The following is a 26377-nucleotide window of genomic DNA, read 5'->3' as shown; positions in this document are numbered from 1 at the left end:
TGCTTCCACTTGCGGATGGTGTGGATGCTGACATTGAAGCGTGCGGCCAACTCGGTAAGCGTGCCGACGGCGTGTTTGATTTCCTCGCGGATGGCGGGGGTGGTGCGGGCTTGTTTGTGTAGTTTGACGATCATGGATTGGGTGCTCGGGAGAGTTGTAGCAGGATACCCATGACTTCTCGTGCTGTGTTCAGTTTGAGTAGCCGATTGCTTATATGATCGTCAGGGATGCGACAACTAGGTAGCAGTTTCCTGCCAAATGTCCGTTTACACAAAATTCAGTACACGCCCTGTTGAAGGTGCAGCTGAGTTGATGATGGTCGACGCGCTGGCCAAGCGCATCGGATGCGACCTGCGCCAACATGGCGTGAGCTTGATCAGTGTGGAAGGTTTGAACTTCGATTCGTTCCTACCACTGTTCGGTAACAATGCACTGAAAATTCCGGTTGCGGTCTTGACCGACGCCGATCCCGTCGTACCCAAGCCGGCGAAAGCTGCCGCACCGGTGGGGGCCGTGACTGTCGGCTCCGGAGATCAACCCGAGGACGAGGACGACGATGCAGAGCCCGTGTACCCGGCGACAGGTGACGTGATCACCGTATCTGCAAACACTGCCAAGATGAAAGCCTGCGAGGACGCATATGTGAAGGTGTTCTACGGCCTCAAAACCTTCGAATACGACCTAGCCCTTGAGCCAGCCAATAGGGAGCCGATGCTGGCTGCGCTGAAGGAACTGCATCCAAAGATCGCTGCCGCCTTGGCTGCGACCGTTAACGCTGCAGCTGACGACGCGGCCAAGGCGAAGGCGCTGTTTTGTGGCATGTTCGAACGGCCAAGAAACAACGTGCAAAAGGGCAGCTTCGCCCAGGCGCTTGCGCAGGTCATTGCAGATCCCAAACTGCCATTCACCGTTCCGGCCTACATCCAGGGCGCAATTAAGCATGCCTGCCAGGTTGCCAGCAAGCCATGAGCGCGCTAACACCAGAGCAACAAGCAGTCGTCGACGCCCCCATGGTGCCCCTGTGCGTCATTGCGTGCGCGGGTAGCGGCAAGACCAAGACGGCAGTGCAGCGCCTCGTCCAGATGCGCCGAAAACTCGGTAACGCGCGCGGGCGCGTCGCACTGCTGTCGTTCTCCAATGTGGCCGTCGACACATTCCGCAAGGCATACGACGTGCTGGCTCGCGACCTTCCAGCTGGCGTTGGCCGGGACCGGGTGGAGATTGACACGCTGGACGGTTTCATTACCAGTACCATTCTTCGCCCTCACGGACATCGCACGATGGGGGCATCCCAGGCGGCCTACCTCGTGACCGGCGGCGAGACGTTCCTTGGCGGCTTCACGTTCAAGACACCAACATATCCTATGCCTATCACGGAGCTGAACGTCGCTCTCATCGAGGGTAAGGAGTGCTTCTACTACAGGCGCAACGACGACCTCGAGTTGGTGGCCAATGGGGTGGCCCGCGACCTCATCGGCCGCCTTGGCAAGACCGGCGCGTACACCCACGATCTCGGACGCTACTGGGCGTACCGGGCACTGAAAGAACGCCCGGAGCTTCTGACGGTAGTGGTTCGCCGATACCCGCACATTTTGATCGACGAGGCTCAGGACATCGGTACGGTTCACCAGGCCATCCTGCAGTTGCTGATTGATGCCGGTGCGTGCGTGACGCTCATCGGCGACCCCAACCAGGGCATCTACGACTTCGCGGGCGCAGACGGCAAGTTCCTGAGTGAGTACCACCAGCGCCCAGGCGTGCTGCCGTATTCCTTGACACGCAATTTTCGGTCGGTGCCCCAAATTGTCAGCCTCGCCAATGTGCTGAGCGGGCGCGATGACGTGGCCGAGCGAGCCGCCCCCGCCACACTGCATGGTGCCTTCTTCACGGGGTACAAGCGTGGCCAGCATGCCCAGCTGATCACTGCTTTTCAGGGGGTGCTAGCGATCGCGGGGGCAGATGCCAAGCGTTCAGCCGTGCTCTGCCGTGGTCGCGGCTTGGCTGAGGAGGTACGTGGCGACGTGGCGCCAGCCGGACAAGGCACGGTGAAGGTTTTTGCGGCGGCCGCCGTGTTGCGAGATCACAAAAAGGACTTCCGGAGTGCTTTTCAGCGCGTGGCCATTGGCGTCGCTGCATTGCTGGACAAGCCGCCGCATGGTCTCGTGAGCTACGTCACTCAGCCTGGAACCCCACCGGCCAGGCTCCCGGAGGCACGCGCGTTGCGGCGCGTGATTTGGGCCTTCACGCGCGATCCGAAAGCCGGGTTGCCATCGGCCTCCCTGACCGCTGACACGCAATGGCATCCGCAGTTCGTGGCCAACATCAAGAGCTTGCTCGACAAGCTCCAGACCAAGTTCGGACTGACGCCCGCCGCTAACATCGGCCTTAAGTTGAAGAAGACCGGCCTGCCAAATGCTGCTCTGTCGAGTTCCAAGGATTTGGCCGATGACGAGGCAGCCTTACTGCGAGTCGACACCGTGCACCAAGCCAAGGGAGAAAGCCTGGATGCCGTCCTCTACATGACCCTCAAGGACCACGCCGAGGAACTGCTCGCGGGCGTGGGCACGGAGGTCGGGCGCATCGGGTACGTCGCATCCACTCGCGCCCGAAATCTCCTATGGGTGGCAGTTCCTAAAAACGCGCTGAAAGATCTTCGGCCCCTATTTGTGGGGAAGGGGTTTCAGGAGGTTGGCTGATGGTGGTGGGAGGTGTCCACGGGTTTGATAACAGGTGACAAAACCCGAGTTGCAGCGGCCGTTGGCATCCAGGGAAAAAGTTGAGTGGCAGCTTACTACCGTTAGAGCGAACTCGCCCCACCGGCCAGAAACAGCCAGTCAGGCAATTTGTACGATTGAGCGCTTTAGCGCTGACTGCGGTCGCAGCTTCTATCGACATATAACGCTGTGAGCATTCATGCTGCTCTCGGAACGCATTGAACAGGAATGCACGATGGGTGAGAGCCGACGACGAAAACTATCAGAGCCAAGCTATGGGAAGCGACCCCAAGGTGGGCGGGGCATCATGCTTGTGCCATTTTTTCACGAAAATGGCACAAGGACAGAGACTGCGATGGCCGCGAATCTGTGCGCCAAACAGCTGAGATTCGGACTGCTATTTTGGGACCGTATCGCTTGGCCATCCCTGCCTTACTTCCTGAATGGCGAAAACGGCGACACGGACTTCCTGAGCAGCGCCGGCGTTCTGCTCAGGCCGGAAATTCAGTTGCGACCGACCTCAATGTCGGTCGGCAAATGTCTGGCCGAAGCGTATTTTCGTGCATTCCAGGAGCTGGAAGAAAAAGAACCTGGTCGGTGGAGCATGTCGGCGGAGACCGAGGCCGACATCAAAACTATCTTGGGTGACCACATTGCTTCAGATCGAGGCATCACTGTCTCTTTGCACCGCGCTATTCCGATTCCCACAGGCGACACGCCACTACAGGACCTGCTCGAATTCAAGCAGAAGAGAGAGGCGGAACTTCTGAGGCTGCGCGCGGAATTAGATGGCTGCAAACAACTGATCACTGGCTACACAGATCGTGCGGAGGCGTTCGCCACACAGCGGGATCGTATCGATGCCGCGTGTAGGGACCTACTGGTGGTGAGCCGCGAAATGAAGTTGCCCGTCCGTATTGCCGACATATCGATGGCATTTGAAGTCAACGGAACGGGTATCGCTGCTACTGCTGCTGCCGTAGCCTCGCTTTACAACAACCTCAACCTCACCTCCGTACAGACTTTCTTGGCATCGCTAGGTCTGTTCGCGGCAACAAACATGAAGTTCACAACCACATTCGGCACAAAGAAGAGTTTGATACGAAACTCGCCCTTCAGGTACGTCCATCATCTCCATGAAGAGCTTGATTGGTGCTGAAACGACCAAGAGCAGCTTCCATTGAGTTAGGGAGCACGGAGATTGCGCCTTCCGACACCGGAGAGTTAACTTTTCGGTCATCCAATCGGTGTGGGCAGCGGTTTGTTCCGAACTTCCACTTCGGGTTGGGAGTTCGCATTCGTAGGATGGAACAGTTTCTGTTCGCTGTCGGTCCTAGCTGAACGACAGCTAATCTATCCATTGCCGACCAAGTCAGGATGAGGGCTCAAGGTCGGCTCAGGCCGAACACCTGACAGCCCTGCAGACCTTCGACCCGAGAGGTCTGCCACACTACCTATGTGCAAAACTGCAGAAGGGAAGAGAAGCACCTACAACCCCCTGGCAACGCACAAACCTGCCAGTAGCTGCCACTGCAGGAGGATTTTTTCAACAATTTTGCAAGAAAGTCAGATTTTTTCAGGAACTCTGCGTCTATCCGGCTTCGTTGTAAGCACACAAAAATGAAAAAAGCCTTGTCTGGCAAGGCAGGAAGTTTTCAATAACTTTGCCTCCCTACAACATACCCGTCGCACACAACAAAAGCCCCCGCATCGCTACGGGGGCTTTTGTTTAACCGGGCTGACCGTAGCTTGGCCGCACTTACTCGGTAAACGGCAACGGCTTGTCCCCATCCTCCGCCAGCGGCACATTCATGGCGGCCAACATGCCACCCAGCCCAATAGCCAGGCCGTGCAGTTGCTCGGGGGGCAGCTTGCCCAGCGCCTCCGGCATCCAGCCGCGGGGCGCACAGTTCGTTTTCGCCAACAGGCTGCGCCCCTGTTCGGTCAGCGACACTTCCACCACGCGCTGGTCTTTATCGCTGCGCTGGCGCACCAGATAGCCCAGCTCCACCAGTTTGATCAGCATATTGCTCAGCGTGGCGGGCTTGAGCGCCATGCGCGCGGCCAGGTCGCCGGCTTTTTGCGGCCCGTGCTCGTACAGCTCGGCCAGTAGCCAGGCCTGGGCGCCGGAAATGCCCAGCGTTTTCTCGGTGTCGGCAGAGTACTGCTGCGCCGCGCGAAACACCACGCGAAACAACTGCAGTACCGCCAGGGGTGAAGCTGGAACTTTCTGCTGTGTGATGTACTCAGTCATGAATAATAGTTTTGCACAAAAAATAAATAAGGAGATGGCTATGGAGACAACCGCATTCCAGCAATCCGAGGCCGGCACGCTGGGCATGGAGCTGGAAATACAGCTGCTATGCATGCAAAGCCTGGACCTGAAACCCTGCGCCCCGGCACTATTGGCCGCACTACACGCCAATGGCCACCAGCAATTCAAGCAGGAAGTCACCTGCTCCATGCTGGAAATCAACAGCACGATACACCACAATACCAGCACGCTGCTGCGGGAAATGTATCATTGTGGCCAGCTACTACGCGATTATTGCCATACGCTGGACGCGCTACCCTGCGGCGGCGGCACCCACCCCTTCCAAGACTGGCGAGAACGCCGCATCAGCGACCACCCGCGCTACCATGACTTTGCCAGCGAATATGGGTATCTTGCCCGTCAATTCACCGTATTCGGCCAACATGTGCACATAGGCTGCCCCGATGGCGACACGGCCATCTGGCTTTGCCACGCACTGGCCTACTACATTCCGCACCTGCTGGCACTCTCGGCAGCCAGCCCCTTTGTGCAGGGTGAATACAGCGGCTTTGCATCGGCGCGCAGCAATACCGTCCACGCCTTTCCCAACAGCGGCCACATGCCTGCACCACTGCGCAACTGGCAAGACTTCCAGCAACACACCAGCATGCTTGCCAGCCACGGCATCATCAACAGCCTGAAAGACCTGTACTGGGACATTCGCCCCAAACCGGAGTACGGCACAGTAGAGATCCGCATTTTCGACACCCCGCACAGCCTGCGCCATGCAGTGCGTCTGGCAGCCCTGAGTCAGGCGCTGGCGCTGTATTTCATACAACAACGCCCCAGCTTGCCGGGGCGCGAAGCACTCTATAGCGTCTACGGGTACAACCGCTTCCAGGCAGCACGCCATGGCATGGACGCCGAATTTATCGACGCCTGCAGCGGCCAACGGCGCAGCCTGCGCGAACACCTGCTGCTTACGCTAACCATCGTGCGCGACTTTGCCAGCTGCCCGCAAAGCCAGACACTGCTGGACGAGCTGGCCAGCAGCCTGCGCGCCGGGCAGCCACCCCAGTACGCTACGCAGGCCGGCCCGGCGGCCACCAGTCTGGCGGAAAGTTTGCGCGAGCAGGCGCTACACTGGCTGGACTAGCCGCCAGTGCCGCCAATCGTCAGGCCACCGTCGATACGCAAGGTAGGCTGCCCTACGCCCACCGGCACACTCTGGCCTTCCTTGCCGCACACGCCTACGCCTTCGTCCAGCGCCATATCATTGCCTATCATGGCGACGTAATTCAGCACTTCCGGCCCGTTGCCAATCAGGGTAGCGCCTTTCACCGGATAGGCCAGCTTGCCGTTTTCGATTTTCCACGCTTCGGAGGCAGAGAACACAAACTTGCCGCTGGTGATATCCACCTGGCCGCCGCCAAAGTTGGCCGCATAAATGCCATCCGGCACAGAAGCAATGATCTCTTCCGGCGTTTTGTCGCCACCCAGCATGTAGGTGTTGGTCATGCGCGGCATGGGGATGTGGGCGTAGGACTCGCGCCGGCCGTTGCCGGTGGGGGCCACTCCCATCAGGCGGGCATTCATGGCGTCCTGCATATAGCCTTTCAGGATGCCGTCTTCGATCAGCACCGTGCGGTGGGTAGCGTTGCCTTCGTCGTCAATGGAAAGCGAGCCACGGCGGTCGGCCAAGGTGCCGTCATCCACCACGGTGACCCCTGCTGCCGCCACGCGCTGGCCTACCATACCGCTAAAAGCCGAGGTGCCTTTGCGGTTGAAGTCGCCTTCCAGGCCGTGGCCAATCGCCTCGTGCAACAGCACGCCAGGCCAGCCGGCACCCAGCACCACCGTCATCTGGCCAGCCGGCGCCGGGCGCGCCTCCAGGTTCACCAGCGCCTGTTTCACCGCTTTTTGTACATGATGGGCAATTTGCGCATCACCAAAGCGGGTCAGGTCGTAGCGACCACCACCGCCACTGCTGCCCACCTCGCGGCGGCCGTTTTGCTCGGCAATCACGGTAACCGACAGGCGTACCAGCGGGCGCACGTCAGCGGCACGCACGCCGTCGTGGCGCGCGATGTACACCACGTCGTACTCTGCGGCCAACCCTGCCATTACCTGGATGATGCGCGGGTCAGCCGCGCGGGCCAGCTTTTCCACCTGCTGCAAAATGGCCACCTTGGCCTCGGCTGGCAGGCTATCCAGCGGGTCTTGCGCCGCATACAGGCCGCTGCCGTGACGCAGGGCGACAGCGCCGGCGTTGCCATGGCCACCCGCTGCGCCAATGGCGCGCACGGCGTCGGCGGCTTTGCCCAAGGCAAACGGGCTGATGTCGTCGGAGTACGCAAAAGCAGTCTTGTCGCCGGCGACGGCGCGCACGCCAACGCCCTGATCGATGCTGAAACTGCCCGCTTTGACGATGCCTTCTTCCAGGCTCCAGCCCTCGCTGCGGGTGTACTGGAAATACAGGTCAGCGTAGTCCACCTGGTGGCCCAGCATACGGCCCAGGGTGGCGTCGATCACGCTTTCGTTTACACCGTAAGGTGCCAGCAGCAGCTGCTCGGCAATGGCTATTTGGCTCATGTCTTGTTCTTTCAGGAAAACACGCGGTGATCCAGCGCCGGCAGGCGGCTGCGCACCGAGTGTAGGGTATTCGGGTCGATCTCGCCCACGACCACGCCTTCGCCTTTGCCGATCTGGGCCACGATATTGCCCCACGGGTCGATCAGCAGGCTCTGGCCATGGGTGTGGCGGCCATTTTCGTGTTCGCCGCCCTGGGCCGAGGCCAGCACATAGCACTGGTTTTCGATGGCACGGGCACGCAGCAGCACCTCCCAGTGCGCCGCACCGGTAGTGGCGGTAAAGGCGGCGGGCAACACCAGCAGGTCAAACGGGGCCATGCGGCGGAACAGCTCGGGAAAGCGCAGATCGTAGCAGATACCAAACGCGATATCGGCCAGCGGCGTGCTGGCGCGCAGCGGCTCGGTACCGGCCAGGATGCTGTCGGATTCGCAATAGCGCTCACCCTGCCCGGTAAAACCGAACAGGTGGATCTTGTCGTAGCGGCTGCGCACGCTACCATCCGGCGCGTACAGCAGCAGGGTATTGTAGACGCGGCCATCGTCCGGGCAAGCCAGCGGGATGGTGCCACCCACCAGCCACACGCCGTTATCGCGCGCCATGGCAGACAGCGCGGCCTGCAACGGCCCGCTGCCATAGGCTTCGCGTATCGCCACCTTGTCGCCATCCTGGCGGCCCATCAGGCAAAAATACTCGGGCAACACCACCAGCTGCGCGCCCTGGGCGGCAGCCTCGGCCACCAGCTGCGCGGCGCGGGCAATATTGCGCTGCGGCTCGGTACCCGACACCATTTGCACCGCGGCAACTTTGAAAGCTTTATCCATCTTGATACTCCCGCATCAGGGGGCAGCTGGCGCTGCCGCCGGTTTGTTTTCTACCCGCTGCCCTACCTTGCGCACCTGCGGGTCGGCAAGGCTGCCGGTAACTTCGTAATCGAATGACAATATCCGGCTCACCGGGTCTTTCAGCAACTTTTGCGCGGCAAAGGTGATGGCCCCCAGCACCGGGTTCAACAATGAGGCACCGGTGAGCACCGCCACCCCCTCGGACAAGGTGGGGGTAATACGCACCGCCACCTGCTGACGGTTATTGGCCAGGTCGGCCTCGCCTTGCAAGGTAACTTTCGCGGCCGGCCCCTGCAACAGCACATTACTGGAACGGAACACTCCGGCGTCGATCTCGGCGCTGCCGGTAAGGCTGTCAAAGGCGAAGCCGCTGCTGAACACATCGGTGAAGTCCAGGCGGATACGCCGCGATAGCGATTGCAGGCTAAGTACGCCCAGCAGGCGGGCTGCGCCCGGGTCGATCTGGGCAAAGCGGCCCTTGCGCAAGTCCAGCCTCACGCTGCCGCTCATGCGTGCCAGGTCAAAAGCCGCCGCGTGGCCCAGCCAGTTTACCCGCCCGCTCAGCTCGCCCTCGCCACCCACCAGCGCGTCGGGCACGCCCAGGCGGGCCAACAGGGCGCCAGCGTTCTGGCTGTTGGCCGCAAAGCTGATTTCCGTGCGGCGGGCACCACTGCTTTTGCCCTCCGGCGCGGCGCCGCTCATGGTGAGCTTGCCTTCCGGCGTTTGCAGCAGCACTTCATCCAGCAACCACAGTTGTGGCTGATGCTGGGCTTTCAGGCTGAGGCTACCCAGCACTTTGTCTTTCCATTGCAGGGCGGCGATATCGACATCCAGGCCGGGAATGGCAATTTCCGGCTCCGCCTCGGTAGCCGCTTGCTGCCCATCGTCCCCCAGCGGCAGCGCCAGGTGCGCCAGCCGCGCCTGCAGCCTGCCCTTGCCACGCGGCATGTATTGCAGTGTACCGGACACCTCGCGCGCCTTGATGTTCAGCGCTACCGGGCTCTCGCCGCCACGCCAGCCCAGTGCTGCCTGCACGTTGTTCAGTACTTTGCCCTGCGCCATGAAGCGTGGCGTAGCGATGCCCAGCGAGAGTGGCAGTGGCCACTCTGCGCTACCTGCCTGACTTTCTGGCAAGGCTGCCAGCCAAGGCGCCAGCTGCAATACCGGCGCATCCACCTTAATGGCAATGCGGCCTTCCGGCGCCGGGGCCTCGGCCCCCACCCCCACCCCGGCACCCAGCAGCTGGCCGGCATGATCCAGCGCCACCAACCCCTGTGCATGCTGCGGAATCTGCCAGTCCACCTGCCACCCTGTCTGGGTGGCAAACACCCCGAGCTGCAGCGGCCAACGTTGCTCCGCAGTCTTGGCCAGCGGGGCAGGCACGGTGGTACTCACACCCTGCAGGCTGGACTGTACCGCCAGCGCATCCAGATTATTACTGACGGTAAAGTCGGCCTTGTAGTCGGTCTGGCCCTGCGCATACGGGGTCAGAAAGGGCACATACTGCTGCAGCACCTGGGGCACATCCACTTGGCCCTGGCTGGTGAACTGCATGCGGCCGCGCGCATCCAGGCTAGCCTGCAGGCGGCTGCGCCCGCCAAACGCGCTGTAGTCTATGCCCGGGCTGGCAATACCATGCTCGTTAAAATGCAGCACCCCCTGGATATCAGTCAGCGGTGGCAGCGGCAAGCTACGCAGCTGCAGGGTATTCCCCGCCAGGCTCAGCTCGCCGTTTACGCGGGTCTTTTCGGCATCGTCCAGCGGTATGGCCAGGCCCAGCTTGAGCTTGCCCGCCCCGCTAGCGTCCAGCGTAGACAAAAAGCCACCCAGCCAGCCATCTACCGGGCTCAGGCGGGTGTAGGCCAGCATGGCAGCCAGTTCGCCGTCGGCCTGGCCTTCAACCTGCAAGGTCTGGGTAGCTTTCATGGTGTCTGGCAGGCGCACCTGCACCTGCTGCAGGCGCATACCCGCCGTAGTGGCACGCGTAGCGGTGACTTCGATGGCATCGTTACGCATGCGGTATTGGCCTTCGATACCATCAATCTGCGGCCAGGCCGGGTCAAAGCGCAGTTTGCCGCCCGTCACCTGGGCATCTACGGTAAAGCGCCCGCCCTGCCCCCCGGCAAACGGGAACTGCATCACGTCGCCCTGCAGCGTGGCGCGCACCTGCCGCGCCTGCCCCCCCTGCAAGGCAGCTTGCAGCCAAGCCAGCGTGTCGCTGCCAATAAGCCGCGGCAAATAGGCCGGCACACGGTTGATGGCCACGTTGTCGATGGCCAGCTGCAAATCGCTTTGGCTGGCGCCCTGCCCGGGCAGGCGCACCTGGCCCTGCAAGCGGGCGCTGAAATCCGGGGTCGCCACGGCCAGCGCCGGAATAGCCAGCTGCCAGCCTGCACCTTGTCGCTGCCAGCGCAGCTCGCCCTCGCCGCCCAGAATGCGCAGCGGCTGCGTGAGCTGGCCGGGCAGGGCCAGCTGCATGGGGCTTGCCACCAGGCTGAGCCGGCCCTGCTGGCTACCGGCCACCAGCTCGCCCGACAGCCCGCCTGTCAGCGTCATGTTGGCCGCATCGGCCTGGGGTGCCAGCTCGGTAAACCGTGTCTTGAACAAATATTGTCGCGGCTGGCGTAGCGGCCCCTGCCACTGCCAGCGCATGCCCTGCAGCTGGCCTTGCAGCTGGTGGATGGCGCTGTCTGCCACCGCAGGCACATGTGGCCGCAATAGCGGCAGCACTGGCGCTAGCTGCAAACCGCTGGCTTCGACAAAGCCGCCTTGCGTGTCGTGCCAGCGTGCAGTTACGGCAGCGTCCTGCAGCAAGCTGCCAAAGCGGGTTTGCAGGTAAAGATGCTTGGCAGACAACTGGTGCTGGCCAGCAGCCGGGCTCCGGTAATCCACCTCGCCCGCCAGACGCGGCAGCGCCGTGGCCTTTTCGCCGGGCAGGCCCAGCGCGGCATTTTCCAGCTGCCATTTACCCTGTAACGAGGTCAAGCGGCCGGCCTCGAAAGCCAGCTGCACCCGGGACGAGGCCGCCCCACCGGCCGACAACGGCGAACCAGGCCAGTAGCGTTGCAGCCAGTTCAGCTGCTGCGCATCCGCCTGCAGCGTGGCGCTGCCCTGCCACTGAGGCCAGTCACGCAGACGGCTGCCTTGCCAGCTGGCCTCGAAATCCACGTGCGACAGCTGGCTGGCCGCCGGCAAAGCCACCGCGCGCAAGCGGTGGCCCAGCAGCGTATTGTTCAAGGTGGCAGTAAGCTGGCGCGCTGTAAACGCCGGCAGGCCCAGCAAGTGATCCTGCCAGGAGAAACGCTGCAAGCTCACGCTGACCTCGCCCTGGCGCAGCAGCCAATCCACCCCGGCGCCGTCACCCTTGCCGGCGGACAGGTCAATCCCGTTCAGGTACAGGTGGCCATTGGTGCGCCGTGACAAGTCCAGGCTCAGTCCATCCAGCCGCAGCAAGGCCAGGCGCGGCTCCAGAAAAAGCAGGCTCTGCCAGGAAGGCTGTACCAGCGCACTGCGCACGGTAATAGGCGGGCTGGCCGGGTCGGGGCGCACTTGCAGCTGGCTGATGGTGAAACGCGGCCCCAGCCACTGCCACTGCCCCTGCAGCTTGCCCAGCGACACCGGCACGCCCACCGCAGCACTCGCCTGGCCAGCCAGCCAGGGCCGCCAGCCATCCAGATTGGGCAATACGTAGAAGCGAAATACCAGGAACGCCAGCAGCAGCAGCGCCAGCACACCCGACAGCAGCCAGCCCAGACAGCGGCTAAGGCGGCGCAGCCAGAAAATCACCCGCAAACTTTGGTCTGCGGGTGCTGCTGCGGGGGCGGGAGTGGGGGTAGAATGTTCTGTCACGATTTCGTCATTGCGTGGAAAGCGCATTATGCCAGCAAATACCGCCGCCATCGCCTGTGCCCGTACATTCAGTTACTACCTGGACCGCCAGCTGACGGCCCGCCCGGACGAGGCCGACAGGTTGGCCGCACGGCTGGATCACCCGTTTGATGCCGCCGAAATGGCCGGCTTTGCCGACTGGGCCACTTTCGACAGCATCGACACCCTCACCCCCGCCCTGCGCAAGCTGCGCATTGCCGTGATGGCACGGCTGATTACCCGCGACCACGCCGGCCTGGCCGACCTGCACGAAGTGGTAACCACCATCAGCCAGCTGGCCGACTTTGCCGTGCAAACCACGCTACCGGTGGCACGCCGCGCGCTGGCCAACCTGGGTGACCCCATCGGCGAGGAAAGCGGCGAGGTGCAGGAGCTGATCGTCATCGGCATGGGCAAGCTGGGCGGTTACGAGCTGAACGTCTCCAGCGACATCGACCTGATCTTCATCTACCCGGAAGACGGCGATACCAGCGGCCCGCGCCGCCTGTCCAACCACGAGTACTTCACCCGCCTGGGCAAGCTGCTGATCAGCGCCATCAACGACCTGACCTACGATGGCCAGGTGTTCCGCGTGGACATGCGCCTGCGCCCCTACGGCGACAGCGGCCCGCTGGTGATGAGCCTGGCGGCGCTGGAAAACTACCTGCTGACCCAGGGCCGCGAGTGGGAACGCTACGCCTGGATCAAGGCCCGTGTGATGAGTGGCGACGCCAGCCAGCTGGAAGCACTGGTGCGTCCTTTTGTGTACCGCAAATACCTGGACTACGGCGCCTACGGCGCCATGCGCGAGCTGCACGCCCAGATCCGCCGCGAAGTGGCGCGCCGCGACATGGCCGACAACATCAAGCTGGGGCCGGGCGGCATCCGCGAGGTAGAGTTCATCGCCCAGGTATTCCAGCTGATCCGTGGCGGCCGCGAACGCCGCCTGCAGCTAAAAAGCACGCGCGACACCTACGCCGTACTGGCCGAGCTGCGCTTGCTGGAGCCAGACACCGTCACCGAGCTGCTGGACGCCTACACCTTTCTGCGCAATCTCGAACACCGGCTGCAATACCTGGACGACCAGCAAACGCAAAGCCTGCCCGCCGGTGAAGAAAACCGCCAGCGCATCGCCAGCAGCATGGGCTTTGCCAGCTGGCAGGCCTTCCTGGACGAGCTGAACCAGCACCGCCGCCGCGTCACCCGGCACTTCGAGCAGGTATTCTTCCTGCCTACCGAAGGTGCCGCCGCCCACCCGCTGGAATCCGACTGGCGCGATATTGCCAATGTCGACATCGCCCCGCGCCTGGCCAGCCTGGGCTACCACGCCCCGGACGACATGCAGCGCCAGCTGCGTAGCCTGGCCTGCGGCCAACGTTACCAGCAGATGCCGGATGCCAGCCGTAAAAAGCTGGACGCGCTGATGGGCCCGCTAATGGAAGTAGCCACCAGTTTTGACAACCCCGACACCACGCTGCAGCGCATCCTGCAGCTGATCGACGCCATCAGCCGGCGCGCGTCCTACCTGTCGTTGCTGCTGGAATACCCGCAAACACTGCAGCGGCTGGCCTCGCTGTATTCGTCCAGCGCCTGGGTCTCCGACTACCTGTCGCGCCACCCCATCCTGCTGGACGAGCTCTTGGACGCCCGCGTGCTGTACGCCACGCCGGACTGGCCACAGTTGGCCGCACAGCTGGAGCAACAGCTGGCCGAGTGCCATGGTGACGTAGAGGCGCAAATGGACGCGCTACGCCACTTCCAGCACGCACAGACCTTCCGCCTGGTAGCGCAAGACCTGGCCGGCATGTGGACACTGGAAGCACTCAGCGACGAGCTATCCCGTCTGGCCGACCTGGTGCTGGACGTCACCGTACGCCACGCCTGGCTGGACATCCCCAAGCGCCACCGTGACGAGCCATTATTCAGCGTGGTGGGCTACGGCAAACTGGGCGGCAAAGAGCTGGGCTACGCCTCGGACCTGGACGTAATTTTTCTGTACGACGACGATCACCCCGACGCTGCCGACCTGTACTCGCGCCTGGCGCGCAAGATCATCACCTGGCTCACCAGCACCACATCGGCTGGCGTGCTGTACGACATCGATATCCGCCTGCGCCCGGACGGCGCCAGCGGCCTGCTGGTGAGCAGCGTGGAAGCCTTCGAGCACTACCAGCACCACAAAGCGTGGCTATGGGAACACCAGGCACTTACCCGCGCGCGCTTCGTGTGCGGCAACGCCGATATCGGCGCGCGCTTCGAGGCGATTCGCCAGCAAGTGCTGGCGCTACCGCGAGACTGCGCCGCCCTGGGTGCCGAAGTGGTGGCCATGCGCAACAAGATGCTGGAAAGCCATGCGGCCAACGTAGCGGATGTGAAACACGCCCGCGGCGGCATTGTGGACGTCGAGTTCATCGTGCAATACCTGGTGCTGGCGCACGCCGGCCAGCACCAGGCCCTGCTGGCCAATAGCGGCAATATTGCCCTGCTGGCCGCCGCTGCCGACGCCAGCCTGATTCCGGCCACACTAGCCGAAGCCGCGCGCCAGGCGTATCGGCTATACCGCCGCCTGCAGCACGCCAGCAGGCTGGACGGCAGCGACAAGTGCAGCCACCCGCCTATCGAGGCCTACCAGCAGGTACAGGCACTGTGGCAAAGTGTGTTTGCCGCCGCCGGCGAGCATGCGGAAAAGCCGGTTCACTTTCAGTAGGGCAACTGTATAATCGCAACACAGCAAAAACAGGACTCGGAGAATTCATCATGTCGATGGCAGACCGCGACGGTTTCATCTGGTACAACGGCGAACTGGTCGAGTGGCGTAATGCCACCACCCACGTACTGACCCACACCCTGCACTACGGCATGGGCGTATTCGAAGGCGTGCGCGCCTACGAAACCGCGCGTGGTCCGGCCATTTTCCGCCTGCAAGACCATACCGACCGCCTGTTCCGCTCTGCCAAGATCCTGGGCATGGACCTGCCATTCACCAAACAGCAAGTCAACCAGGCCCACCTGGACGTGGTGAAAGCCAACCAGCTGAAATCGTGCTACTTCCGCCCAATGGCCTTTTACGGCTCCGGCAAGCTGGGCGTAGCGCCGAAAAAGGACGATGTACAGCTGATCGTGGCTGCCTGGCCGTGGGGCGCCTACCTGGGTGAAGAAGGCCTGGAAAAAGGCATTCGCGTGAAAACCAGCTCGTTCACCCGCCACCACGTAAACATCACCATGTGCAAGGCCAAGGCCAACGGCAACTACATGAACTCCATCCTGGCCAATAACGAAGCCACGGCAGACGGCTACGACGAAGCCCTGCTGCTGGACGTAGACGGCTTTGTGGCGGAAGGCTCCGGCGAAAACATCTTTATCGTACGCAAGGGCAAGCTATACACTCCCGACCTCACCAGCGCACTGGAAGGCATCACCCGCGACACCGTGGTGCAGATTGCCGACGAAATGGGCCTGGAGCTGGTAGAAAAACGCATCACCCGTGACGAAGTCTACAGCGCCGACGAAGCCTTCTTCACCGGCACCGCCGCCGAAGTCACCCCGATACGCGAGCTGGACCGTCGCGCGATTGGCGAGGGCAAACGCGGCCCGATTACCGCCGAAATCCAGAAACGCTACTTTGACTGCGTCAAAGGCCTGGATGAAAGCAAGCAACACTGGCTGACCCACGTCGCCTGATTACAGCAAGACGGCCCGCCCAGCGGGCCCCAACCGGAAGCTAACAGCATGGCCGAACTGAAAGAAAACACCGCTCGCATCATCGAAGTTACCGCCAAGGACCTGCCGCTGCACTGTCCCACCCCGGACATGGTAGCGTGGAACTCGCACCCGCGCGTCTTCCTGCCGGTAGCCAAAAACGGTGGCGAAGCCCTGTGCCCGTACTGTGGCACCCGTTACAAGCTGACCGGCCCGCTGCCGCACGGCCACCATTAAGCCTCTTTACTGACAGCCTGAACAAAGGTGTGGCCTGGCTACACCTTTTTTGCTTGTATACATGATCAAAAAAATACTGGTAATCGGCCCGTCCTGGGTAGGCGACAGCGTGATGGCGCAGCCACTGTACCGCCGCCTGCACGAACGCCACCCCGGCCTGGAGCTGCACGTCTTTGCCCCGGCATGGACGCTGCCCCTGCTATCGCGCATGCCGGAAGTCGCCAAGGCGCACCTGAACCCGTTCGGCCATGGCCAGCTGCGCCTGGGTGAACGCTGGCGGGTAGCGCGCGCACTGCGGCAAGAGAACTTCGACCAGGTCGTGGTACTGCCCAATTCGCTCAAGGCGGCGCTGATTCCGTTCCTGGCCGGCATACCACTACGCACCGGTTTTACCGGCGAACTGCGCTACGGCCTGCTGAACGACACCCGCGAGCTGGACGAGCACGCGCTGCCCACCATGGTGGAACGCTTCTGTGCACTGGGCGAGCCGCCGCGCCAGGCGCTGCACCGCCCCATCGCCCACCCGCAGCTGCGCTCCACGCCTGCTGCGCAGGAAAACACCGCGCGCAAACTGGGCTTGTCGCTGGCGCAGCCCATCGTCGCCATGTGCCCCGGCGCCGAATACGGCCCGGCCAAGCGCTGGCCCGCGCGCCACTTTGCCGAGCTGGCACGCCAGTACCATGCCGAAGGCTACCAAGTGTGGCTGTTTGGCTCGGGCAAGGACAAGGATGTCGGCGACGAAATCGCCCTCCTGGCCGACGGCTGCGCACTGAACCTGTGCGGCAAGACCGGCCTGGAGGAAGCCATCGACCTGATGGGCCTGGCCAAGCTGGCGGTATGCAACGACTCCGGCCTGATGCACGTTGCCGCGGCACTGGGCGTGCCGCTGGTAGGCGTGTACGGCTCCTCCAGCCCCGACTTCACCCCCCCGCTAAGCCACAGCGCCAGCATTGTCTCGCTGAACATGGACTGCAGCCCCTGCTTTGAGCGCACCTGCCCGTACAAACATACGCACTGCCTGGAAAACCTGCCACCACAGCAGGTACGCAGCGCGGCCGACGGGCTATTGAAACTCGCTGCCAACCGCAGCGAACCCACCACCAAGAGCGAAGCATGAGCCGCAACGATCTGAACAACCACCAGGAAGCCAACAGCCGCCGCATGGAGCTGATCCGCGCCGCGGCCAAACTGTTTCGCGACCAGGGCTACGAACGCACCACCGTACGCGACCTGGGCAATGCGGTAGGCCTGCAATCGGGCAGCCTGTTCTATCACTTCCGCACCAAGGAAGAGATTCTGGTTGCCGTGATGGCCCTGGGCATTACCGCCACCACCGAACAGCTGGCCCTGACCCTGGCTGCGGCCAACGATACCCGCAGCAAGTTGGCCGCACTGTTCCACGTGCACCTGCACTCGCTACTGGGTGACAACCAGGCGGCACTGGAAGTCATGCTGTACGAATGGCGCAGTGTTTCCGACAGTGCCAAACCAGGCCTGATCGTACTGCGCGACCGCTACGAAGCACTGTGGCAAGGCGTACTGGACGAAGCCGCCGCAGAAGGCCTGATCAAACAGGATACCCACCTGCTGCGCCGCACCCTGCTGGGTAGCCTGCACTGGACAGTGCAGTGGTACCGCAACAACGGCGAGCTATCGGTAGCCCAGCTGGCCGAACTCATGCTGGCGCTGACCCTGCAAACGCGCTAGCCGTATGACAAGACAGGCGCTAAGCTGCTAGTAAAGACACTGCCGGCGGGGGAAATATGGCGATACATACTGCGCGCAAGCACCTGTGGGCCGCGCTGGGCTGGCTGAACCTGGCGCTGGGCATCATTGGTGCTGTTACCCCCCTGCTCCCTACCACGGTATTCATCCTGATGGCGGCGGCCTGCTTTTCCCGCAGCCACCCCGCACTGGAACAAAAACTGCTGGAGCACCCGCGCTTTGGCCCCGCCATCCGTGACTGGCGAACTTATCGCGGCATGCGCAGACCAACCAAACGTGTCGCCCTGCTCGCCATGGCGCTATCGTTCGGCACCAGCCTGGCCATGCTGGGCAGCCAGCCGGCACTGCAAGCCATATTGGCCGTACTGTGGCTAGGCCTGTCCGCCTGGATCTGGCACCTGCCTACGATTACCGCCAGCAGCACGATGCAGCCACTACCGCAATGCGCCTTGCGACAAGCGGCGCACAAGGAGGAGTCTCATGGACATCAGCAGCACTAACCCGCTCAGCCCCAGCCCGCTGTACCGTGACAGCACAGCCGCACGCCAGCGCGAGCTACCGCAAACCGGCAGCCTGGAATCAGCCGGCCAGCAGGCACTCGAAGCCAGCACCGCACGCGAAGCCCAGCTGCAGGCCGCCACCCAGCAAGTAGCCAGCAAGCCCGAAAATGCCGCGCCGCAGCAGAACAAGCGCGCTACCGACCTGCAGTTCAGCCTGCAGGCCCAGCTACTCAGCACCCAGGCCGTGCGTGTACAGCAGGCGCAACAGCGCACCGACAATGCCGTCACAACCAGCAGTGAACAGCCTGTGGCTAGCCAGCCTGCGGCCAACCCCGGCGGTAATGGCAATAGCAGTACCAATGATGCCACCACCGCCACCAGCCCGCCGTCGCAAACGACAGCCCAGCAAACAGCCGCCCCGCGCAGCACGCCACAGCAGCCCGCCCGCAGCGAAGACAGCAGCCGCGCCGAGCTCAATGCCAGCGCCCAGCAGCAAGCCGTGGCACAGTACCAGGCATCGCAATCCATTTTGCAAAGCAGCTCTGGCGTAAAGTTCAGCGCCTGAACCCCTCGCCATGAAAAACCCGCCTTGCGAGGCGGGTTTTTCTGTCTGCAGGCGCGGTCAGCTCAAGCCTTCACATCCACAGTCTGCCCCAGGTGAGGCGGGTTGTTTGTTTTGGGGGCACTTTGCTCTACGGACGCCATCAGCGTCTGCATGGTGTCGCTGGACACCTCCATGGCTTTTTTCAACACAAACGTTTCTGCAGCCTGCTTCACGTTTGTGCTGGTGCTGGAACCAATCTCCATCGCATTACTCCTTCCGGTAGCCAGAAACTATTTGGCAAGTAGAAACACTTTATCGGCCACATTCCCGATTACTGATAAAATAATACTAATCCGTTCGCACTAACAGGAAAACCCACATGAGCCAAACTCGTCACTGCCCCCTGCTGATCCTCGGTTCCGGCCCGGCTGGCTACACCGCCGCCGTATATGCTGCACGCGCCAACCTGAAACCCGTTCTGATCACCGGCATGGCGCAAGGCGGCCAGCTGATGACCACCACCGAGGTGGACAACTGGCCAGCAGACGTGGCTGGCGTACAAGGCCCGGAGCTGATGCAGCGCTTCCAGCAGCACGCCGAGCGCTTTGGCACCGAAATGATCTTCGACCACATCCACACCACCAAGCTGGATGAGAAGCCGATCCGCCTGATCGGCGACAGCGGCGAATACACCTGCGATGCCCTGATCATTGCCACCGGCGCTTCCGCGAAATACCTGGGCCTGCCATCCGAGCAAGCCTTCTCCGGCAAAGGCGTATCGGCCTGCGCCACTTGCGATGGTTTCTTCTACCGCAACCAGGACGTGGCCGTGGTAGGCGGCGGCGACACCGCAGTAGAAGAAGCCCTGTACCTGGCCAATATCGCCAAGCACGTTACCCTGATCCACCGCCGCGATACCTTCCGTGCGGAAAAGATCATGATCGACAAGCTGATGGCCCGCGTTGCCGAAGGCAAAGTGACCCTGAAGCTGAACGCCAACCTGGACGAAGTGCTGGGTGACGATAGCGGCGTAACCGGCGCCCGCCTGAAATTCAACGACGGCAGCACCGAAGACATCAAACTGATGGGCGTATTCATCGCCATCGGCCACAAGCCGAACACCGACATCGTCAAAGGCCAGCTGGAACTGGATGAAACCGGCTATATCGTGACCCGTGGCGGCCGCGAGGGCAATGCCACCGCCACCAGCGTGCCAGGCGTATTTGCTGCCGGCGATGTGCAGGACCACATCTACCGCCAGGCCATCACCAGTGCCGCTTCGGGCTGCCAGGCCGCGCTGGACGCCGAGCGCTACCTCGACCACGGCTAAGACACGTTGAAGTCGCTCAAAGAGCAGCTAAAACCGATCAAACCACAGGCAAGGCCCGCAAGGGTCTTGCCTGTGGCCGTTGCGGCACCGCCGCCGGAGCCGGACTTCCCCAGCCTGATGCGCGATGTCCGCCCGCTCAAGCCGGACGGCCGCGTACAACACCCCCTGCCCCGCCCGCGGCCGCGCCCGCTACACCATGCAGCGCACCGCGTGCATCACCCCGGCGAGAACGAACAAGGCTTGTTTGCCCAGATGCTGGGCTGGTTCGAACCGGCGCACATCGACATCGAACACCGCAGCCCCGGCATGCCGGCGCATACGCTGAAAAAGCTGAAAGCCGGCCACTGGCCAGTATGTGCCGAGCTGGACCTGCACGGCCTGGACCGCTTCGAAGCGCACGAACAGCTGGCGTTGTTCCTGCACCGCGCGCGCCACAAGGGCCAGTGCGTACGCATCATCCACGGCAAAGGCTTGAGCTCGCGCGGCGAACCCGTGCTACCCAAAATGGTCCGCAGCTGGCTGACACACCACCCCGAAGTACTGGCCTTTTGTGAAACCCGCACCCAGCACGGTGGTAGCGGTGCCGTACTGGCACTGCTCAAACGCCCCGGCTGATACAAGGAAACAAGATGGAACACTGCCCAAGCTTTACCGCCCCCGCCACCTCCGGCCAGAGCATCTCCCTGCCAGGCAGCGGCCTGACCGTGCTGTACTTTTACCCCAAGGACAACACCCCGGGCTGCACCACCCAGGCCATCGGCTTTCGCGACCACTACGCTGCGTTTGCTGCGGCCAACGTCACCATTGTGGGCGTATCGCGTGACAGCCTGAAATCGCATGAAAACTTCAAGGCCAAGTACGAATTGCCATTTGAATTGATCAGCGATCCGGAGGAAACTGTATGTAATCTGTTTGCTGTCATGAAGCTGAAAAATATGTACGGCAAACAGGTAAGAGGAATCGAACGCAGCACTTTCGTCATCGACAGCGCGGGCAATATCCTCAAAGCCTGGCGCGGCCTGAAGGTCCCTGGCCATGTCGAAGAAGTGCTGGCATTCGTGAACACCATTTAAGCGACGGGCCTGGCATACCGCGAGGCCCCGCTCATCAAGGGGCCTCACATCATGGCAAGCCGCAAAAAGACCAAAACCGTCAAGCTGTTTGTTCTCGATACCAACGTGCTGCTGCACGACCCTACCTGCCTGTTCCGCTTCGAGGAACACGACGTCTTCATCCCCATCATCACGCTGGAAGAGCTGGACACCCACAAGAAGGGCATGACCGAAGTCGCCCGCAACGCGCGTCAGGCCAGCCGCTTTCTGGACGAGATCGTCAGCCAGGCCGCCGGCAATATCGACAGCGGCATTCCGCTCAAAAGCGCCAGCCGCGATGCGGCCAACGGCAAACTGCGCCTGCAAACCCAGGCCATCCACGCCGTGCTGCCGGCCAGCATGCCGGTAGGCAAGGCCGACAACCAGATTCTGGGCATCGTGGTAGCACTGAAAGAGCGCGAGCCGGAGCGCAGCGTGATTCTGGTGTCCAAAGACATCAATATGCGCATCAAGGCCAGCGCCCTGGGGCTGGAGGCGGAAGACTACTTTAACGACAAGGTGCTGGAAGACACCGACCTGCTGTACACCGGCACGCGCGAAATCGATGCAGCCTTCTGGGAACGCAACGGCAAAGACCTGAAATCGTGGCAGGAACACGGCCGCACTTACTACCAGATCAAAGGCCCCGACGTGACCAGCCTGCACCTCAACCAGCTGCTGTGGCAGCAAGGCGAGCAGCTGCTGCAGTGTCGCGTCACCCAGATCGACGGCAAGAGCGCGGTACTGGAAACACTGAAAGACTACAGCCACCAGAAGAACAATGTGTGGGGCATTACCGCGCGCAACCGCGAGCAGAACTTTGCCCTGAACCTGCTGATGAACCCCGAGGTCGACTTTGTCACCCTGCTGGGCCAGGCCGGCACCGGCAAGACCCTGCTCACCTTGGCCGCAGGCCTGGCCATGACGCTGGAACAAAAACTGTACAGCGAAATCATCATGACCCGTGTTACCGTGCCGGTGGGCGAAGACATTGGCTTTCTGCCCGGCACCGAGGAAGAAAAAATGCTGCCGTGGATGGGCGCGCTGGAAGACAACCTGGACGTGCTCAACCGCAACGAAGACGACGGCGGCGACTGGGGCCGTGCCGCCACGCGCGACCTGATCCGCAGCCGTATCAAGGTCAAGTCGCTGAACTTCATGCGCGGCCGCACCTTCCTCAACAAATACCTGATCATCGACGAAGCGCAAAACCTGACACCCAAGCAGATGAAAACCCTGATTACCCGCGCCGGCCCCGGCACCAAGGTGGTCTGCCTGGGCAACATCAGCCAGATCGACACGCCCTACCTTACCGAGGGCAGCTCCGGCCTGACCTACGTCGTTGACCGTTTCAAAGGCTGGGACCATTCCGGCCATATCACCCTGCAGCGCGGCGAACGTTCGCGCCTGGCAGACCACGCCGCCGAGGTACTGTGAGTTCCCTTCATCTTGAGCTGATACACCAAGCCGCAGCAGGGGTAGCGCACCGCGCGCCACCCCTGCTTTTTATTCACGGCGCCTACAGCAGCGCCAGCTGCTGGCAGGTCAATTTCCTGCCCTGGTTTGCCGCACAAGGCTACGACTGCTGGGCACTGAGCCTGGAAGGCCACGGCCACAGCGACGGCAAAGCCTGGCTGGCCGCGGTGAGCATAGACGACTACGTGGCCAACGTTGGCCAGGCCATACGCCAGATCGGCAGCCTGCCGGTACTGATCGGCCACTCCATGGGCGGTTTCGTGGCGCAACAATACCTGCAGCAGCACAGCGCCGCCGGGCTGGTACTGCTGGCCTCGGTGCCGCACACCGGCCTGGCCGCCTCCACCTGGCGGCTATTCCAGCAGGCGCCCGACGTACTGATCGGGCTGAACATGTTCCAGAGTGGCCGCCAGTCACCCGCCGTGGGCGATTTGCGCCACATGCTGTTCTCTGACGACGCCCCGGCCAACGCCGTGGCATGGATGGCGGCCAACAGCCAGGTAGAAAGCCTGCGCGCCATTATGGACATGTCCATGGTATCGCCGTTTAGCCGCACCCAGCTGCGCCTGCCTACCTTGCTGCTGGGCGGCGAACACGACCACCTGGTCAGCGCCGCCGAAGTACGCCAGATGGGCACAGCGCTGAACCTGCCAGCCGAGATCCTGCCCGCCATGGCACACATGATGATGCTGGACACGCGCTGGCAGCAGGTGGCACAGCGCATTGACCAATGGCTGCAACAACACTTGATGACATAGTCACGCTTTGCTACCGTGTACACCCCCGCCCGGCCAGCGCCGGGTTTTGCATGTATGCCAGGCTTTGCTGGCCCCGCTTTTTTTACCGACAGGAAACACATAATGGCTGGTAGTAGCCTGCTAATGCTGATTGATGACATCGCCACCATCCTGGACGATGTCGCCGTAATGACCAAGGTTGCCGCCAAGAAAACCGCTGGCGTACTGGGCGATGACCTGGCGCTGAATGCCCAGCAAGTCGCCGGCGTACAGGCCGAGCGCGAGCTGCCGGTGGTCTGGGCGGTAGCGGTAGGCTCCCTGCGCAACAAGGCCATTCTGGTACCCCTGGCGCTGGCCATCAGCGCCTTTGCCCCAGTACTGATCACCCCGCTGCTGATGATAGGCGGTGCTTTTTTGTGCTTTGAAGGCGTAGAAAAACTGGCACACAAATACCTGCACGCTGCCGAAGAAAGCGCCGAGCACAACGACAGGTTGGCCGCACTCACCAACCCGGCCGTGGATATGGTGGCCTACGAGCAAGACAAGATCAAAGGCGCCATCACCACCGACTTTATCCTGTCGGCAGAAATCATCGCCATCACCCTGGGTACGGTGGCGAGCCAGCCCTTCATGTCACAGCTGGTGGTACTGACCGGCATTTCCGTCATCATGACCGTCGGCGTGTACGGCCTGGTAGCCGGCATCGTGAAGCTGGACGATATCGGCCTGTACCTTACCCGCAAACCTGGCGCCGGCAGCCAGCAGCTGGGCCGCGCGCTGGTGAACGCCGCCCCGCCGCTGATGCGTTTTCTGGCCGTGGCCGGCACCATCGCCATGTTTCTGGTAGGCGGTGGCATCCTGACGCACGGCCTGCCGTTTGCCCACCACGCCATTGAAGCCGCCGCCCACAGCGTGGCCGGCGTCGCCGGCATTGGCGGCCTGCTGGCAGCCATCGTCCCGGCCGTGCTGGATGGCTTGTTCGGCATCGTGGCCGGCGCGCTGGTGCTGGCCGTGGTGATGCTGATCGGCAAATTGCGCGGCAACGCCGCCGCACACTAAGAAGCAATCTGCACAGTAAAAAACCCGCCTGCTGGCGTAATGCCAGTCAGTTAAGCGAATGTGCTTGATCTTCACGTAGCAGGACGTGAGTGAAGCGCCCTATCCCGTTGGCGCGAGCCGGTCAAAATGGTGCGCCCCAGGTTTTAAGACGCCGATCTGTTTGAGCCCCGAGCCGTTAGCGAGGGGCGAGTTCGGCGGCGCCTGGGGTGTGCCATTTTGTACGGGGTTTCGAGCAGCCCCGGGTTGCGGGGGAATGAAAAGGGGGCGGCAATCCGCCCCCTTTCCCGTCTGCCGGGCGGAACCGGCATTTAATCATCGTCCGCATAGCGGACACACTAGCGTACTTCAACGCAACAAACCCTAAACAAAAAACGCCAGTCAGCGTTAACTGACTGGCATTAGCCAACTGGCGGATTTTTCTTTGACAGGCCAACAGGCGGCCAACCATTGCTCAGGCAAAGCGCCGTGAGGCATCCAGCGCCAGGCCGCTACCGATACTGCCGTAGCGGTCGCCCTCTACCGCGCGGGCGGCGGGGAACATGGCGGCGATACGCTCACGCAGCAGCGGCACGCCGCTGGAGCCGCCGGTAAAGAACACGGTATCTACCTCGCCCGCCTGCAGCTGCGCGTCGGCCAGCAAGCGCGCCACCGTCGTTTCAATGCTGACGATCTGCTTTTCGATAGCCTCGTCAAAATCGCCGCGCATGATGTCATGAAACAGCCCGCGCTCGATCTCGCCCATCTCCAGGCGGGTTTGCGGCGCATCAGACAGCGCAATCTTGGCCGCCTCTACCTGGATCGCCAGCCAGTGGCCGGCACGTTTGTCGATCAGCGAGAACAGACGGTCCAGCTTACCCTGCTCCAGCGCGTCCGGGTACACACCCTGCAGGTCGGACAGCGCTTTGCGCGTATAGGCAAAGTTGATGGTGTGCCAGGTAGCCAGGTTGAAGTAAAAGCCGGATGGCACCTCGGCGTTGTTCTTCAGGCGCGAGCGGTAGCCCAGCTGCGGCATCACCGAATACAGGCTCAGCTGCTTGTCAAAGTCGGTACCGCCAATATGCACGCCGCCATTGGCCAGAATATCGGCGCGGCGGTCCAGCAGGTGGGCGCGCTCTGGCGCCAGGCGCAGCAAGGAAAAGTCGGAGGTACCACCACCGATATCCACGATCAGCACCAGCTCTTCGCGCTGGATGCGGCTTTCGTAGTCGAAGGCTGCGGCGATAGGCTCGAACTGGAACGCCACCTCTTTGAAACCCACTTTGCGGGCAATCTCGCCCAGGGTGTCTTGTGCCAGGCGGTCGGCTACCGGGTCGTCATCCACAAAGAAAACCGGGCGGCCAAACACCGCCTGCTCGAAACCTCGGCCAGCGTTTTGCTCGGCGCGCTGCTTGAGCTGGCCGATAAACATGGACAGCAGGTCCAGAAAGCGCAAAGGCCGGCCTTGTACCTCGGTCTGGCCGTTCATCAGGCTGGTGCCCAGGATGCTCTTGAGCGAACGCATCAGGCGGCCTTCGTAACCATCCAGATACTCGGCAATCGCCGCGCGGCCAACGGTGGTGCTTTCTTCTTCGGCATTGAAAAAAATCACCGATGGCAAGGTGGTTTTGCCCTCTTCCAGCGCCAGCAGGCTGGGCACACCGGGGCGGCACCAGCCTACTGTCGAATTGGACGTACCAAAGTCCACGCCACAGGCTTGCACAGTCATGTTTA

At 62.2% G+C, this 26377-nt stretch carries 23 protein-coding genes; 17 read left to right on the top strand and 6 right to left on the bottom strand.

Translation table 11 applies throughout. The features are described 5' to 3' along the window. Positions 1-258 precede the first annotated feature (258 nt). From PQU95_RS06255 to PQU95_RS06245, 3 genes are all read left to right on the top strand, one after another. Positions 259-969 carry an ATP-dependent endonuclease gene (locus PQU95_RS06255; RefSeq protein ID WP_308446607.1) on the top strand — a complete coding sequence of 237 codons (711 nt, stop codon included), beginning with the start codon at positions 259-261 and terminating at the stop codon, positions 967-969. Further along, the gene (locus PQU95_RS06250) at positions 966-2696 is read left to right on the top strand and encodes a UvrD-helicase domain-containing protein (protein WP_272751200.1); all 1731 of its coding nucleotides are present in this window, start codon (positions 966-968) and stop codon (positions 2694-2696) included. The genes PQU95_RS06255 and PQU95_RS06250 overlap by 4 nt, the downstream gene beginning before the upstream one ends. A gap of 217 nt (positions 2697-2913) precedes the next feature. After that, positions 2914-3873, top strand: a complete 960-nt coding sequence (locus tag PQU95_RS06245; RefSeq protein ID WP_272751199.1) for a DUF6236 family protein — start codon at positions 2914-2916, stop codon at positions 3871-3873. A 600-nt stretch (positions 3874-4473) separates the two neighbouring features. Here the strand turns inward: PQU95_RS06245 and PQU95_RS06240 are convergent. Then, complete coding sequence (locus PQU95_RS06240; RefSeq protein ID WP_272751198.1) at positions 4474-4968, bottom strand: MarR family winged helix-turn-helix transcriptional regulator; 495 nt, start codon at positions 4966-4968, stop codon at positions 4474-4476. 40 nt (positions 4969-5008) lie between these two features. Here PQU95_RS06240 and PQU95_RS06235 point away from each other — a divergent pair, with 40 nt between their 5' ends. Next, the gene (locus PQU95_RS06235) at positions 5009-6124 is read left to right on the top strand and encodes a YbdK family carboxylate-amine ligase (RefSeq protein ID WP_272751197.1); all 1116 of its coding nucleotides are present in this window, start codon (positions 5009-5011) and stop codon (positions 6122-6124) included. On the opposite strand, the gene tldD is transcribed toward PQU95_RS06235, so the two are convergent. The 3 genes from tldD to PQU95_RS06220 are packed head-to-tail and all read right to left on the bottom strand — an operon-like array spanning position 6121 to position 12251. Continuing rightward, on the bottom strand, positions 6121-7560 hold the full coding sequence (tldD, locus tag PQU95_RS06230; RefSeq protein ID WP_272751196.1) for a metalloprotease TldD: 1440 nt from the start codon (positions 7558-7560) through the stop codon (positions 6121-6123). The two genes, PQU95_RS06235 and tldD, sit on opposite strands and share 4 nt — an antisense overlap. Before the next feature lie 11 nt (positions 7561-7571). Further along, positions 7572-8381: a carbon-nitrogen hydrolase family protein gene (locus PQU95_RS06225; RefSeq protein ID WP_272751195.1), complete on the bottom strand. Its 810-nt coding sequence runs from the start codon at positions 8379-8381 to the stop codon at positions 7572-7574. A gap of 15 nt (positions 8382-8396) precedes the next feature. Continuing rightward, a complete protein-coding gene (locus tag PQU95_RS06220; RefSeq protein WP_272751194.1) occupies positions 8397-12251 on the bottom strand; it encodes a YhdP family protein in 3855 nt (1284 codons plus the stop codon). Between the two features lie 28 nt (positions 12252-12279). Between PQU95_RS06220 and glnE the strand changes: the two genes are divergently transcribed. The 7 genes from glnE (at position 12280) to PQU95_RS06185 (ending at position 18995) form a co-directional block, all read left to right on the top strand. Next, positions 12280-14976, top strand: coding sequence for a bifunctional [glutamate--ammonia ligase]-adenylyl-L-tyrosine phosphorylase/[glutamate--ammonia-ligase] adenylyltransferase (gene glnE / locus PQU95_RS06215; protein ID WP_272751193.1), 2697 nt, complete (start codon positions 12280-12282; stop codon positions 14974-14976). Positions 14977-15026: 50 nt separating this feature from the next. After that, positions 15027-15950, top strand: coding sequence for a branched-chain amino acid transaminase (locus PQU95_RS06210; protein ID WP_227303718.1), 924 nt, complete (start codon positions 15027-15029; stop codon positions 15948-15950). Positions 15951-15998: 48 nt separating this feature from the next. Beyond that, positions 15999-16205, top strand: coding sequence for a zinc-finger domain-containing protein (locus tag PQU95_RS06205; protein WP_017508367.1), 207 nt, complete (start codon positions 15999-16001; stop codon positions 16203-16205). A gap of 61 nt (positions 16206-16266) precedes the next feature. Further along, positions 16267-17322: a lipopolysaccharide heptosyltransferase II gene (gene waaF, locus PQU95_RS06200; RefSeq protein WP_272751192.1), complete on the top strand. Its 1056-nt coding sequence runs from the start codon at positions 16267-16269 to the stop codon at positions 17320-17322. Beyond that, complete coding sequence (locus tag PQU95_RS06195; RefSeq protein WP_272751191.1) at positions 17319-17912, top strand: TetR/AcrR family transcriptional regulator; 594 nt, start codon at positions 17319-17321, stop codon at positions 17910-17912. Before waaF ends, PQU95_RS06195 begins: the two co-directional genes overlap by 4 nt. A 56-nt stretch (positions 17913-17968) precedes the next feature. Then, positions 17969-18430, top strand: coding sequence for a YbaN family protein (locus tag PQU95_RS06190; RefSeq protein ID WP_272751190.1), 462 nt, complete (start codon positions 17969-17971; stop codon positions 18428-18430). Continuing rightward, positions 18411-18995: a hypothetical protein gene (locus PQU95_RS06185; protein ID WP_272751189.1), complete on the top strand. Its 585-nt coding sequence runs from the start codon at positions 18411-18413 to the stop codon at positions 18993-18995. The genes PQU95_RS06190 and PQU95_RS06185 overlap by 20 nt, the downstream gene beginning before the upstream one ends. A 62-nt stretch (positions 18996-19057) precedes the next feature. Here the strand turns inward: PQU95_RS06185 and PQU95_RS06180 are convergent, their stop codons facing one another. Then, entirely contained in the window at positions 19058-19237 is a 180-nt protein-coding gene (locus PQU95_RS06180; RefSeq protein WP_017508362.1) for a YjfB family protein, read from the bottom strand. A gap of 116 nt (positions 19238-19353) precedes the next feature. Here PQU95_RS06180 and trxB point away from each other — a divergent pair, with 116 nt between their 5' ends. The 6 genes from trxB to PQU95_RS06150 all read left to right on the top strand — a co-directional run bounded on the left by trxB (position 19354) and on the right by PQU95_RS06150 (position 24667). After that, on the top strand, positions 19354-20304 hold the full coding sequence (trxB, locus tag PQU95_RS06175) for a thioredoxin-disulfide reductase (RefSeq protein ID WP_272751188.1): 951 nt from the start codon (positions 19354-19356) through the stop codon (positions 20302-20304). Positions 20305-20376: 72 nt separating this feature from the next. Further along, positions 20377-20919 carry a Smr/MutS family protein gene (locus PQU95_RS06170; protein WP_272751203.1) on the top strand — a complete coding sequence of 181 codons (543 nt, stop codon included), beginning with the start codon at positions 20377-20379 and terminating at the stop codon, positions 20917-20919. A 14-nt stretch (positions 20920-20933) separates the two neighbouring features. Continuing rightward, the gene (locus tag PQU95_RS06165) at positions 20934-21377 is read left to right on the top strand and encodes a peroxiredoxin (RefSeq protein ID WP_272751187.1); all 444 of its coding nucleotides are present in this window, start codon (positions 20934-20936) and stop codon (positions 21375-21377) included. 51 nt (positions 21378-21428) lie between these two features. Further along, a complete protein-coding gene (locus PQU95_RS06160; RefSeq protein ID WP_227303726.1) occupies positions 21429-22832 on the top strand; it encodes a PhoH family protein in 1404 nt (467 codons plus the stop codon). Continuing rightward, positions 22829-23629, top strand: coding sequence for an alpha/beta hydrolase (locus tag PQU95_RS06155; RefSeq protein ID WP_272751186.1), 801 nt, complete (start codon positions 22829-22831; stop codon positions 23627-23629). Before PQU95_RS06160 ends, PQU95_RS06155 begins: the two co-directional genes overlap by 4 nt. Positions 23630-23731: 102 nt before the next feature. Then, a complete protein-coding gene (locus PQU95_RS06150; protein WP_272751185.1) occupies positions 23732-24667 on the top strand; it encodes a DUF808 domain-containing protein in 936 nt (311 codons plus the stop codon). Positions 24668-25118: 451 nt separating this feature from the next. Here the strand turns inward: PQU95_RS06150 and PQU95_RS06145 are convergent, their stop codons facing one another. After that, positions 25119-26372, bottom strand: coding sequence for an Hsp70 family protein (locus PQU95_RS06145; RefSeq protein ID WP_272751184.1), 1254 nt, complete (start codon positions 26370-26372; stop codon positions 25119-25121). Between the last annotated feature and the right edge of the window lie 5 nt (positions 26373-26377).

It is taken from the genome of Vogesella aquatica, from assembly GCF_028548455.1.
GTDB classification, from domain to species: Bacteria; Pseudomonadota; Gammaproteobacteria; order Burkholderiales; family Chromobacteriaceae; genus Vogesella; species Vogesella aquatica.
Note: the sequence above shows the minus strand (reverse complement) of the source record. Positions and strands in the feature narration are given on the sequence as shown.